Source organism: Streptomyces sp. NPDC101776 (assembly GCF_044766845.1).
Lineage (GTDB): Bacteria > Actinomycetota > Actinomycetes > Streptomycetales > Streptomycetaceae > Streptomyces.
On record NZ_JBIWMV010000004.1, the window covers coordinates 385,431 to 398,015 of the forward strand.

Here is a 12,585-nt window from a genome sequence, read left to right on the forward strand (position 1 = left end):
GGCCGACGGAGACCGTAACAACACCGCGCGCACCGCGGGCAGAAACGACGGCGAGGACTGATGGCACAGCAGCACGCTCAGGGCCCGTCCGACCCCGAGGCGGCTGGCGGCGGAATGTCGGACGCACCGGAGCTGTGGGGCAACGGCGGACTGGTCGGCGACGGCCGGTACCGGTTGACCCACCGGCTGGGTCGCGGCGGTATGGCCGAGGTCTTCGCGGCCGAGGACGTACGGCTCGGGCGCACGGTGGCGGTCAAGCTGCTCCGCTCGGACCTGGCCGAGGACCCGACCTCGAAGGCCCGCTTCACGCGCGAGGCCCAGTCGGTGGCCGGACTCAACCACCACGCGATCGTCGCCGTGTACGACTCCGGCGAGGACGCGGTGGCCACCAGCGGCTACTCCGCGGGCCTGTCGGTCCCGTACATCGTGATGGAGATCGTCGAGGGCCGCACGATCCGCGACCTGCTCCTGAACGCCGAGGCGCCCGGGCCCGAGCAGGCCCTGATCATCGTCTCCGGTGTCCTGGAGGCGCTCGCCTACTCGCACCAGCACGGCATCGTGCACCGCGACATCAAGCCCGCGAACGTGATCATCACGCACAACGGCGCGGTCAAGGTCATGGACTTCGGCATCGCGCGCGCCCTGCACGGCGCGTCCACGACGATGACGCAGACCGGCATGGTCATGGGCACGCCCCAGTACCTCTCCCCGGAGCAGGCGCTCGGCAAGGCCGTCGACCACCGCTCCGACCTGTACGCGACGGGCTGCCTCCTCTACGAACTCCTCGCGCTGCGGCCCCCGTTCACCGGCGAGACGCCCCTGTCGGTGGTCTACCAGCACGTCCAGGACATCCCGGTCCCGCCGTCCCAGACCTCGAACGGCGTCTGCCCGCCGGAGCTCGACGGCCTCGTCATGCGCTCCCTCGCCAAGGACCCGGACGACCGCTTCCAGACGGCCGAGGAGATGCGCGGGCTCGTCCAGTACGGCCTCCAGATGCTCTACGACCAGGGCGGCCACACCGGCACCTGGAACACCGGCCCGGTGACCGTGGCGAACGGTCAGCAGACCCCGCCCGGGGGCTTCGGCGGGACGACCGCGATGCCCCAGGGCGACGCCTCCGGGACCACGCAGATCCCGCAGCCGATCCTGCCGGGCGGTTACGGCAACGGCGACGACGGCGGTTTCGAGGGGCACGGCAACCACGGCAGCGGCCGGGGCAAGCTGTGGATCCTGGCCGTGCTCGCGGTGATCGCCATCGCGGCGGGTGTGGCGTTGGCGGTGAACAACACTGGTAACGGCACCGGAGGTTCGGGCACCTCGCAGTCGCCGACCACCTCGCAGTCGGCGACCGACGACCAGTCCAGCGAGACGCCGAGCGACGACACGACCGCTTCGCCGACGGAATCGGACACGGACGACAGCGGTACGAGTTCCGGTTCGCAGTACACGCAGTCGGCCACGCCCTCGTACACCCAGTCGGAGACGGCCACCGAGAAGCCGTCGAGCTCGCCGACCCCGACGGTCTCCAGGGAGCCCTCGAACAGCCCGTCCCCGACCGTCTCGTCGGACCCGTCGGACACGAGCGGCACCGGTGACGACGGCGGCGACGACGGTGGCAACACTGTCGCCGGTGCCCTCGGCGGCGGCTGACCGGGCCGGCCGAACAGCACTTCACGCGCGCGTGCACCCCTGAAAAAGGGCCCCTGTAGAGGGGCTCTCGAAATGGGGGTCCGCGCGCGCGTGCCGTTTGAGCAGTGCCTCTAGGGAGCTTCAGCAGTGCCCCTGGGGAGCGCATCCGCGAACGACTCGCGCACCGCGTCGTACTCCCGCGTCCACCACACGGCGAGTGCCGAGGCGGCCGGGAACTGGGGGTCCGCGCGGGTGTCGCCGCGTTCGTAGTGCCAGCGCAGCATCCAGAAGTCGTTGAGCCGCTCCCACCACACCCGGTGCACGGCGGCGGCGAGTTCGGAGGGCGTGGCACGCGCCGAACGCCGGTACGCGTGTGCGTACGCCCGCACCTTCGGCAGGTCCAGGGTCCCGTCGGGCCGTACGAAGAAGATCGCGGCGGCGCGTACGGCCTCCTCGGCGCGGGGCTGTACGCCGAGCCGGTCCCAGTCGACGATCGCGGCGGGGGCGTCGCCCTTGTAGAGCAGGTTGAACGGGTGGAAGTCGCCGTGCACCCACCCCACGGAGGCCCCGCGCGGCGGCCGTCGGTCCGCGTGCCGTTCCAGCAACTCGCGCCGCTCCAGCAGCCGGTGGCGGGCCAGTTCGTCGAAGGCGTCGGCGGGCCGGTGCCTGCGGACGTGCCCGAGCAGGTCGTCGATGAGGGCGAAGGTGTCGGCGGGGTCGGCCCCCGGCGCGCACTCCTCCCGCCGCCCCGGCATGACCCGCTCCAGGCTCGCGTGGACGACCCCCAGCAGCGCGCCGAGGCGTCCGCACTGGGCGGTGGTCAACTGGCCGCCGTGGCGGTGCCGGCCGTCGATCCAGGGGTGCAGGGCGTAGGCGTGCCCACCCACGACGGCGACCGTACGGCCGTCGCGGGCCGGAAGCGGGGGTGCCACGGGCACGCCGAGGTCGGCCAGGCGCCGGGTCGCGGTGTGCTGGCGGGCGATCGCCGCCGGGTCCGCGGTCTCGGGGTCGAAGTGGTGCTTGAGGAAGTAGCGTCCGCGGGTCGTGCGGAGCCGGTAGCCGCGGTTCAGCAGGCCCTGTTCGACAGGTTCGCAGGTGACGGCGGACCCGGCGGCGTACTGGCGGAGGAGGGCGCCCAGCGGGGGCGCGTGGGGCACGGGGGGTGGTACACGTAAGGGCGGCACGCGGCCGATGCTAGGGCACGGGACGGGCCCGTGAGCTGCGATTTGTCACAGAAAGTCACCGCTCGGTCGCCGATGGTCGCTTTCGGTCACAGGGTGCGCCCGAAGTGCCTTTCGAGGCCGCCGTCCGTCGAGTGCACGGTGCCCAGTCGCGGCTCGACGCACAGATAGACCGGCTCGTACGACTCGCCGTCCACCGTGTCCGGAGCGGCGCCGAAACGTTCGACCTGGTCGGCCGTCGGCTCGTACGTCTCGCACGCGCCCACGACCTGCGCGGACCACAGGCCCTCGCCCGGCCCGGCCGAGCCCAGGTTGTCGGCCCCGTAGGCGACGACGCTGCCCACGCACGCGTGGTGGTAGCCGTGGCTCCGGGGCATGCGCAGCAGCAGCCGGCCGTCCTGCACGATGTGGCTGGCGAAGGCCAGGAAGGGCAGCGCCCGCAGGGTGGTGGCCACCCTGCCGTGGTCGGTACGTGCGAGCAGGTCGACGGCGAGCTGTGCGTCCTCGGGCATGTGACCACTGTCCGTGTCCACGGCCTCCTGGAGGAGGGTCTTTGGTCCCTAATGCCGCTGCTGCTCGACCTGACTCCGTGCCTGACTCTGTGCCTGTCCCTGTGCCTGTCCCTGTCTCCGTGCCACATAGGCAGCCGCCTGCGAACGCCGCTCCATACCGAGTTTGGAAAGCAGACTCGACACGTAGTTCTTGATGGTCTTCTCCGCGAGGTGCAGCCGCTCGCCGATCGCCCTGTTGGTGAGCCCCTCCCCGATCAGGTCGAGGATCCGGCGCTCCTGGTCGGTGAGCCCGTCGAACTTGTCGTCCGGCTTGGCGCCGCCGTTGCGCAGCCGCTCCAGCACCCGGGCGGTCGCCACCGGGTCGAGCAGCGACTTGCCGGCCGCGACATCCCTAACGGCGCTCAGCAGTTCGGTCCCCCGGATGGCCTTGAGGACGTACCCGGAGGCACCCGCCATGATCGCGTCGAAGAGGGCCTCGTCGTCCGCGTAGGAGGTGAGCATCAGGCACTTCACGGAGTCGTCCCGGGCGCGGATCTCCCGGCACACCTCGACCCCGCTGCCGTCCGGGAGCCGTACGTCGAGGATCGCGACATCGGGGCGCACGGCCGGGATCCGCACCAGCGCGTCGGCCGCCGTACCGGCCTCGCCGACCACCTCGATGTCGTCCTCGAAGGAGAGCAGGTCGTGGACGCCACGCCGGACGACTTCATGGTCATCGAGGAGAAAAACGCTGATTTTTCCGTTTTCGCTCACGCGGGAAGTCTCACATACAGCCTCTTCCCGTGCCCGAGGTGAGCGGGATAACGTGCCGTTGTTCCGGCCCCCTGCAAGGCTGTGACCAGGACTTGTTCCCGACTTTGCCGATTTACTTGGAAATCCAAGCAAAATCGCAGGTCAGGAGGGGTTTCACAGAATTGTGGAGCACTGGGTAACGTGCCTGTTGCAGGGCGCTCGCCGGGGCACCTGTCACGCCTGCTCCCGACGAACCGCACCCACCCTGTGCGTCCGTGGGGCGCAGGTGAGCCGCACTGGCACCCGGCGAACCCGGGGAGCCGGACCGACGGAGGAGCACACGTGACCGTGGAGAGCACTGCCCCGCGCAAGCCGCGACGCAGCGCCGGAAGCAAGGCCAAGGGCGCCGACCCGGACCTCGTCCAGCTGCTGACGCCCGAGGGCAAGCGAGTCAAGAACGCGAAGACCGCCCCGTACGACAAGTACGTCGCCGGCATCACCCCCGATGAGCTCCGCGGCCTGTACCGCGACATGGTGCTCACCCGCCGCTTCGACGCCGAGGCCACCGCCCTGCAACGCCAGGGCGAGCTGGGCCTGTGGGCGTCGCTGCTCGGCCAGGAGGCCGCCCAGATCGGCTCCGGGCGGGCCACCCGCGAGGACGACTACGTCTTCCCGACCTACCGCGAGCACGGCGTCGCCTGGTGCCGCGGGGTCGACCCGACCAACCTGCTCGGCATGTTCCGGGGCGTCAACCACGGCGGCTGGGACCCGAACACGAACAACTTCCACCTGTACACGATCGTCATCGGCTCGCAGACGCTGCACGCCACGGGCTACGCGATGGGCGTGACCATGGACGGCGCCGACAGCGCCGTCATCGCGTACTTCGGGGACGGCGCCTCCAGCCAGGGCGACGTGGCCGAGTCGTTCACCTTCTCGGCCGTCTACAACGCCCCGGTCGTGTTCTTCTGCCAGAACAACCAGTGGGCCATCTCCGAGCCCACCGAGAAGCAGACCCGCGTCCCGCTCTACCAGCGCGCACAGGGCTACGGCTTCCCGGGCGTCCGCGTCGACGGCAACGACGTCCTGGCCTGTCTCGCCGTCACCAAGTGGGCGCTGGAGCGGGCCCGCAACGGCGAGGGTCCGACGCTCGTCGAGGCGTACACGTACCGCATGGGCGCGCACACCACCTCCGACGACCCGACCAAGTACCGCGCCGACGAGGAGCGCGAGGCCTGGGAGGCGAAGGACCCGATCCTGCGCCTGCACCGGTATCTCGAAGCCGCAAACCACGCGAATGAGGGATTTTTCGCGGAACTCGAAGCGGAGAGCGAGGCGTTGGGCAGGCGAGTGCGCGAAGCGGTCCGTGCCATGCCGGACCCGGACCGGTTCGCACTCTTCGAGCACGTGTACGCGGACGGGCACGCGCTCGTCGACGAGGAGAGGGCCCAGTTCGCCGCCTACCAGGCGTCGTTCGCGGACGAAGAGGGGGGTAAGTGACATGGCGGAGACCACGACGTTCAAGAACCTGCCGCTGGCCAAGGCGATCAACGAATCGCTGCGCGCCGCCCTGGAGTCCGACCCCAAGGTCCTCATCATGGGCGAGGACGTCGGCAAACTCGGCGGCGTCTTCCGCGTCACGGACGGCCTCCAGAAGGACTTCGGCGAACGCAGGGTGGTCGACACCCCCCTCGCCGAATCCGGGATCGTCGGCACCGCCATCGGCCTCGCCCTCCGCGGCTACCGCCCGGTCGTGGAGATCCAGTTCGACGGCTTCGTCTTCCCGGCCTACGACCAGATCGTCACCCAGCTCGCCAAGATGCACGCCCGCTCCCTGGGCAAGGTGAAGATGCCGGTCGTCGTACGCATCCCCTACGGCGGCGGCATCGGCGCGGTCGAACACCACTCGGAGTCCCCCGAGGCGCTGTTCGCCCACGTCCCGGGCCTGAAGATCGTCAGCCCGTCGAACTCGTCGGACGCCTACTGGATGATGCAGCAGGCCATCCAGAGCGACGACCCGGTGATCTTCTTCGAGCCGAAGCGGCGCTACTGGGACAAGGGCGAGGTCAACACGGAGGCCATCCCCGACCCCCTCCACAAGGCCCGCGTGGTCCGCGAGGGCACGGACCTCACTCTCGCCGCCTACGGCCCGATGGTGAAGCTCTGCCAGGAGGTCGCCGACGCGGCCGCCGAGGAGGGCAGGTCCTTGGAGATTCTCGACCTGCGCTCGGTGTCCCCGCTGGACTTCGACGCGATCCAGACCTCGGTCGAGAAGACCCGCCGCCTGGTCGTGGTCCACGAGGCACCGGTGTTCTTCGGCTCCGGCGGCGAGATCGCGGCCCGCATCACGGAGCGCTGCTTCTACCACCTGGAGGCCCCGGTGCTCAGGGTCGGCGGCTATCACGCCCCGTACCCGCCGGCCCGCCTGGAGGAGGAGTACCTGCCGAGCCTGGACCGGGTGCTCGACGCCGTCGACCGCGCTCTGGCGTACTGAGGAGAGGGTCGTGACGACGATGACTGAAGCTGAAGCGTCCGTACGCGAGTTCAAGATGCCGGACGTGGGCGAGGGCCTCACCGAGGCCGAGATCCTCAAGTGGTACGTCCAGCCCGGCGACACCGTCACCGACGGCCAGATCGTCTGCGAGGTGGAGACGGCGAAGGCGGCGGTGGAACTCCCCATCCCGTACGACGGTGTGGTCCACGAACTCCGCTTCCCCGAGGGGACGACGGTGGCGGTGGGCATGTCCATCATCGCGGTGGCGGTGGCGGGTTCGGCCACCGAGGCTCCGGCCGAGGCGGCCACTGAGACGCCGGTAACCCCGGTGGCTCCGGTGACTCCGGTGGAGGAGGCGAAGCCGGTTGCCCGGACGCCGGTGCTGGTGGGCTACGGAGTCTCCACGTCCGTGACGAAGCGCCGGCCCCGCAAGGGTGCGGAGATCCCGGCCCAGGAGGCGTCGACGGAGAAGGCGGCGGTCCAGGCGGAGCTGAACGGCCATGTGGCTGGGGCAGTTGTGGCATCCCGCCCGCTGGCCAAGCCGCCGGTGCGCAAGCTGGCGAAGGACCTGGGGGTCGACCTGGCGACGGTGACCCCGTCGGGCCCGGACGGGGTCATCACGCGCGAGGATGTGCACGCGGCGGTGGCACCGGTGGCGGTTCAGGCCCCCGAGCCGGTCGCGCCTTTGGTTGCTCCGGTGCCTTCCGCGACGTACGACACCGCGGCCCGGGAGACCCGTGTCCCGGTGAAGGGTGTCCGCAAGGCGACGGCGGCGGCGATGGTCGGCTCTGCGTTCACGGCACCGCATGTCACGGAGTTCGTGACGGTGGACGTGACGCGGACGATGAAGCTGGTAGAGGAACTGAAGGAGGACAAGGACCTTCAGGGCCTACGGGTGAACCCGTTGCTCCTGATCGCCAAGGCATTGCTGGTGGCCATCAAGCGCAACCCGGACATCAACGCGTCCTGGGACGAGGCCGCCCAGGAGATCGTCCTCAAGCACTACGTCAACCTCGGCATCGCGGCGGCGACCCCGCGCGGCCTGATCGTCCCGAACATCAAGGACGCCCACGCGAAGACGCTGCCGCAACTGGCGGATTCCTTGGGCGAGTTGGTATCCACGGCGAGGGACGGCAAGACGTCCCCGGCGGCGATGCAGGGCGGCACGGTCACCATCACCAACGTCGGCGTCTTCGGCATCGACACCGGCACACCGATCCTGAACCCCGGCGAGTCCGCGATCCTCGCGATCGGCACGATCAAACTCCAACCGTGGGTCCACAAGGGCAAGGTGAAGCCCCGTCAGGTGACGACCCTGGCGTTGTCCTTCGATCACCGGTTGGTGGACGGGGAGTTGGGGTCGAAGGTGCTGGCGGATGTGGCGGCGATTCTGGAGCAGCCGAAGCGGTTGATCACCTGGGGGTAGCGGTAGCGGTCAGGGCCGCGCATCTCCGTGAGGGGTGCGCGGCTCAGTCCTCTTGCGCCGGGGTCGGGGTCCCGTAGTCGGCGCGCGGCACGGTCAACCGGTCGGCGACCAGCGCGAGCCAACCGCTCGGTGAGTACGGCGCCGGCGGATCGACCTCCATGCCCAACTCGGCGACGGCGAGGGCGTAGTCGGACTCGTCGAGGTCCAGGGCGAGCAGTTCGTGCAGTTCGCCGCTGAAGCGGGCGATGAGCTGTGGGTCGGTGGCGCTCCGGTAGTCGTCGACCGCCGAGTCGTGGTCGTCGAACTCGTCCGGCATGTCCTGCGAGAACCAGCCGCCGAGGAACTGGCCGAGTTCCGGGAAGCGGGCGTGCCATTCCCAGTGGGTGGCGGGGCCGGCCGGTGGCGGGACCTCGCCTTCCTCGACGCTGTGCTTGATGTGATCGGCGAGGCAGTACAGCCACCGCTGGATCTCGCCCTCGGGGAGCCCCACGTCCGGGATGGCGTAGAACTCGCCGAGGTGCAGGCGGAGTCGGCCCGGCGGGTTGTCGGCGTACTCCCGGAGTTGCCGTTCGGCGGTGGCGAGGGCCCACGGCCGGCTGTGCCAGGTGTGGCGGAGGTAGGCGGTCAGGGCCTGGCTCGGCTTGTCCGGGGTGTCGTCGGCCGGCTGACCGGCGTAGGCACGGACCACCTGGTCCAACTCGCCGTAGCGGCGGTCGTGTTCGAGGGGGCTCAGGGGCACGGGGATCAGCCTCTACGGATCGGGTCGCTACGGGTGGATCGTTATGGGGTTACAGGTAGACGGGGAACGTGGCGTGGACGGCGAAGCCGTGCGGCCGGGACGCGTCCCGCTTCAGGATCACCCGGGCCGCGCGGACGTCCACCGGGTCCCGTCCGGCCAGCATCATCGCTTGGAGGAGGACCCGTCCGACCGGTTCGGGGCGGGAGGGCCAGGAGGCTTCGATGGTCAGGCGGGGGCGGGTGGACTGGGCGAGCCAGCGGTGGATTGACTGCTCGTTGGTGGTGACGACCTGTTGGGTGGCCCATTGGGCGGTTTCGTGGTCGGGGTAGGTGGCGGAGCGGGTCCGGACCGCGGCGGACGTGGTGAGCCCTGTGTCGTCCCGGTCGGTCATGAAAGTCCCCTCAGGTTGCGTCGAAGGACCAGAAGATACCGACTTCGTGCTCGGACACCGCGATCATTCCGAGATCCCAGTCGTAGCGGGAGAAAGGAGTGCAGCCGGTGGTCGCGTCGTAGAAGTCCGGGGCGTCGGCCGGGCGCTCGCCGTGCGAGCCCGGGTAACCGCTGTTCGTGTAAAAGGATGCCTCTTCCGGGAAGTGGGCGAGGATCGTCCGGGCGTTGTGTTCGAGTTTCGGTCGGCGGGTCTCGAAGTGATTGCGGGCGCGTTCGCTGGGAACATCCAGCCAGGTGGTGGCCAGCATGACGAGCAGCCGCTCCACCGACATCCGGGGCACCGTCGACAGGGCGACCTGCCAAGCCGCGACGCCTTGCGGGTCGGAAGGCGGCAGGACGAAGGGGAAGAACGGGTCCTCCAGGCGTTCCTCGGCGCCTTCATCGGCGTCGATCCACTTCCAGGACCGGGGATCCGTCGGCTCCCGCCGCATGACCGCCGCCACGTCCTGCACCCAGTGCTGGTGTGTCCGAGGTCCCACCAGGACGTACGAGTACCGTCGCTCGTACATGGTGAGCGCCGCGGCCCAGGCCTCGGCATCCGGCGCTGTTGTCATCGGCTCTTCCGGGATCGGTGCATGGGTGACCTACGCGGAAACCCAGTGAAGCGGGTGCTCTTCGCGCATGTGGGTGGTGAAAGTCTCGACGATGAGCGGTAGCCAGTCCGACCAGTCAAGGGTTCCTGATCCCAGGCCGTGTTCGACCTCGAAGAACCGGTGCAGTGATTCCTCGCTGTGGAAGATGGTCAGTGCTTCCGTGCACTCTGCCACGAGAGGGGGGAGATACCACAGGCAGATGGGATGGCGGTGGCATTCCTCCATGAAGAGGTGGAGTCCCTCGGACTCGGTCATGTCGTCCTCGGTGGCGATTCCGTCCTGACCGTAGTAGTTCGACAGGAATTCGGTCAATTGAGGGAAACGGAAGGCGAGTTCCTGGCTTGTGGGGACGGCTCGGGAAAGCTTGGTGACGAAGCCCGACTTCCAGGACTCGGTGTGCATGGCGATGTCCCGCAGTACCGTCCATGGTTCGTCCGTCTCCCACCCCGCCGTCATCTCTCTCAGGTCGTCGGGTACCACCGCGGTGCCTGCGAAGCTCGGCTCCAAGGCATCGGCCATCAGGCGTACCTCGGCGGCGACCTCGTAGAGGTTTCTTCCGCCTCTCTTGGCCGCGAGCCACAGGGACCGCAGCGTCGGCTCCAGTGCGGCCGTGTGTTCCTCGACCGGATCGGGGGTGCGATAACGGAACACCGACAGCAGCGTCCTCGCTCCCGCGAAGCGGAAGTGGTTGATCGTCTCTTCCTCAAGCATGCTGTTCTGTCGTTCCTCAGGTGTCAGTGGGCGTGGAGGTGATGAGCGTGAACGGAGGGTCCATACCTGGGGCGGGTTTCACTCGGATCTGCACGCCGTGCGACTGGACCACGTTCGGTTCCCGGTGCGCAGCGAGTGCTTGTTGGTACTCGTTCTTGGTAATGCTGCTACCGGTCAACGGGCCCTGAGGATCAAGATAGGTGAAGGTCTTGTTCGGCGGCTGATATGGAGGCCCGTCGTCCAGGTAGTCGCTGATCGCGTCCTGGTTCTTGTCGATGGCCAGCTGGGTGAACTTCTGGGCATCAGTCAGATTCTTGAAGGTGGATGCCGCGGGGATATTGCTCTGGTCGCGCAACCGCTGCACGAGCTGTGCGTCGGATTTCCCGATGTGCTTGTCAACGCCGTGCGAGTTCTCGATGTATTCCTGGTTCGCCAGATCGAGGGGGTACCTGTGGTTTCCCGCCGAGTCGTTCGGCACGGTCCACTTGTGTTCGTTCTTGAAATCGTTGAGGGCCCGTGCGCCGAAGGCCTCGGCCCTGGCCTCCTCCGCGTCGAACGTGGGCGCGCTCCTGAGCGCCTCGTCCAACTCCCAGTCCAGTTGGAGGAGTTTGGCAGCGGCGTCGCTGAAAGCCTGCTGGTAGATCTCGACGGCCTTGTCCGCGGCCTGCCGGTCCATGTGCCTGCGGAACGCCATCACCAACTCGCCGAACATGTCGGTGGCCGCGAGTTTGAACAGTTCCAGCGGGTCGAGTCCGGTCGTCAGATCCACGACCATCCCCTTGGCCGCCGTCTTGGCGAGGTTCTCGGTGGTCGTCCGGCAGGCACGCACGACCTGGGCCAGGTCGTCGCAGGTCTTTTGGATGGTGTCGGCGGTGTGGTGCAGCACCTCCAGGATCGGTCGGCGTTGCGTGGGTGCCACCGTTCCCGATGTCTTCCAACTTCGGCCACCCTGCTGCGCGATGTTGCCCTGCGCGTCACGGTTGCGGCCCCAGGCGGTGGTCCCCCAGAGCGACTGGCAGAACGACTTCATCGCGCCTTGCCATTCGCTGTTGCCCTGTGGGGAGGTCAAGTAGTCGATCGTGGCGGTGAAGTTGTCGCCCGCCTTCAGCGCGGTACCCGCCGCCTCCCGCCATGCGGTGGCCATCCCCTTGAGGTCGTCGTCGCGTGCGCCCGGGGTGATCTCGTGGGTCTTGCCGAGGTTGAGCCCGTACTCGATAGCCGGCCGTGCGATGTCCGCGAGGAAGTCCGGGATCTCACCGAGCGCGCCGGAGATCGCCCAGGAGTCGGCGTCCTCGCCGGTACCGCTCCACTTGATGTCGTTGATCTTCCCGTAGTCGGGCTCTTTGTCGATGACGGCGGGTGGAGTGCGGCGGGGCGACGGGCCGTACATGCCGCGCGAGGACCAGTCCGCCTGCTGGTAGTTGTTGGCCGTCATGGTCAGACCGACCGCGACGCCACCGACGCTCACCACGCTCGCCGCCCAGACCTTGACGAATTTCTCGGCGATCTGCATGTAGAGCTTGGCGAAGGAGTCCGGGCCCCATCCGGTGCCCGCCGACTGGCTGTAGGCATTGAGGGCGCCGACGAGTGTGGTCGCGCCCTTGTCGTAGTCGAACTGCCCGTCTCGTACGACCGTCGACGTGTAGTACAGGTGCGCGGGCTGCACATCGAAACCACCACCCGCGTCGGGGGCAGCCGTTCTCAACTGGTCCCGTTCCGCCTGGCGTTCGGCGTCACTCGGCCGGTCTGCCATCAGGCCGCCCCCCAGCCGCGCAGCACCGCCCGATGCGCCGCCGAGTAGTTCGCGTGACCGGTGGTGACGTACGCGTGCAGCCACTTCTGCGCGGCCTGCAGATCCTCTGCCGAGCGGTCCCACTCGTCCAGCTTCTCGACGAAGACCTCGCGGGCCTCGCCCTTCCACGACAGGACGACCGGCTCGGCGCGGTCGTAGAGGTCGTCGAGTTTGGTGTTGAGCTGCTTGAGGATGTCCTCCAACTCGGTGGCGAGGTCGTGGAGGGTGGCGAAGGAGACGGCTATGTGGTCGTCGTCGGCTGAAGCCCCGGTCGACATGATCCCCCTGGATATCGGTCGGTTGGCAACTACGGCTGGGCGATGGGT

The 12,585-nt window shown here is 68.7% G+C and carries 13 protein-coding genes; 4 read left to right on the forward strand and 9 right to left on the reverse strand.

Annotated elements, in window-relative coordinates; all coding sequences use genetic code 11:
• Positions 1–60 precede the first annotated feature (60 nt).
• Entirely contained in the window at positions 61–1,650 is a 1,590-nt protein-coding gene (locus ACIRRY_RS17005; RefSeq protein WP_403972984.1) for a protein kinase, read from the forward strand.
• Positions 1,651–1,760: 110 nt separating this feature from the next.
• Here the strand turns inward: ACIRRY_RS17005 and ACIRRY_RS17010 are convergent, their stop codons facing one another.
• From ACIRRY_RS17010 to ACIRRY_RS17020, 3 genes are all read right to left on the reverse strand, one after another.
• Positions 1,761–2,786 (reverse strand): phosphotransferase, encoded by a 1,026-nt coding sequence (locus tag ACIRRY_RS17010; protein ID WP_403972986.1) that lies wholly within the window; start codon positions 2,784–2,786, stop codon positions 1,761–1,763.
• A gap of 113 nt (positions 2,787–2,899) precedes the next feature.
• Positions 2,900–3,322 carry a pyridoxamine 5'-phosphate oxidase family protein gene (locus tag ACIRRY_RS17015; protein ID WP_403972988.1) on the reverse strand — a complete coding sequence of 141 codons (423 nt, stop codon included), beginning with the start codon at positions 3,320–3,322 and terminating at the stop codon, positions 2,900–2,902.
• A gap of 48 nt (positions 3,323–3,370) precedes the next feature.
• The gene (locus ACIRRY_RS17020) at positions 3,371–4,075 is read right to left on the reverse strand and encodes a response regulator (RefSeq protein ID WP_403972990.1); all 705 of its coding nucleotides are present in this window, start codon (positions 4,073–4,075) and stop codon (positions 3,371–3,373) included.
• Between the two features lie 321 nt (positions 4,076–4,396).
• On the opposite strand from ACIRRY_RS17020, the gene pdhA reads away from it, so the two are divergent.
• From pdhA to ACIRRY_RS17035, 3 genes are read left to right on the forward strand one after another with little or no spacing between them, the layout of a single operon-like run.
• Positions 4,397–5,554: a pyruvate dehydrogenase (acetyl-transferring) E1 component subunit alpha gene (pdhA, locus tag ACIRRY_RS17025; protein ID WP_403972992.1), complete on the forward strand. Its 1,158-nt coding sequence runs from the start codon at positions 4,397–4,399 to the stop codon at positions 5,552–5,554.
• 1 nt (position 5,555) lies between these two features.
• Positions 5,556–6,548, forward strand: a complete 993-nt coding sequence (locus tag ACIRRY_RS17030) for an alpha-ketoacid dehydrogenase subunit beta (protein WP_403972994.1) — start codon at positions 5,556–5,558, stop codon at positions 6,546–6,548.
• A 10-nt stretch (positions 6,549–6,558) separates the two neighbouring features.
• A complete protein-coding gene (locus ACIRRY_RS17035) occupies positions 6,559–7,974 on the forward strand; it encodes a dihydrolipoamide acetyltransferase family protein (protein WP_403972996.1) in 1,416 nt (471 codons plus the stop codon).
• 43 nt (positions 7,975–8,017) lie between these two features.
• Here ACIRRY_RS17035 and ACIRRY_RS17040 read toward each other — a convergent pair whose 3' ends face one another.
• Genes ACIRRY_RS17040 through ACIRRY_RS17065 form a run of 6 tightly spaced genes read right to left on the reverse strand, consistent with a single transcriptional unit; the run spans position 8,018 to position 12,537 of the window.
• On the reverse strand, positions 8,018–8,713 hold the full coding sequence (locus ACIRRY_RS17040; protein ID WP_403972998.1) for a contact-dependent growth inhibition system immunity protein: 696 nt from the start codon (positions 8,711–8,713) through the stop codon (positions 8,018–8,020).
• 49 nt (positions 8,714–8,762) lie between these two features.
• Complete coding sequence (locus ACIRRY_RS17045) at positions 8,763–9,104, reverse strand: RNase A-like domain-containing protein (RefSeq protein ID WP_403973000.1); 342 nt, start codon at positions 9,102–9,104, stop codon at positions 8,763–8,765.
• Positions 9,105–9,114: 10 nt separating this feature from the next.
• A complete protein-coding gene (locus ACIRRY_RS17050) occupies positions 9,115–9,717 on the reverse strand; it encodes a hypothetical protein (protein WP_403973002.1) in 603 nt (200 codons plus the stop codon).
• A 30-nt stretch (positions 9,718–9,747) separates the two neighbouring features.
• A complete protein-coding gene (locus tag ACIRRY_RS17055; RefSeq protein WP_403973005.1) occupies positions 9,748–10,467 on the reverse strand; it encodes a hypothetical protein in 720 nt (239 codons plus the stop codon).
• 16 nt (positions 10,468–10,483) lie between these two features.
• Positions 10,484–12,220, reverse strand: coding sequence for an RNase A-like domain-containing protein (locus ACIRRY_RS17060; protein ID WP_403973007.1), 1,737 nt, complete (start codon positions 12,218–12,220; stop codon positions 10,484–10,486).
• Positions 12,220–12,537 (reverse strand): WXG100 family type VII secretion target, encoded by a 318-nt coding sequence (locus ACIRRY_RS17065; protein WP_403973009.1) that lies wholly within the window; start codon positions 12,535–12,537, stop codon positions 12,220–12,222. Before ACIRRY_RS17065 ends, ACIRRY_RS17060 begins: the two co-directional genes overlap by 1 nt.
• Positions 12,538–12,585: the final 48 nt, after the last annotated feature.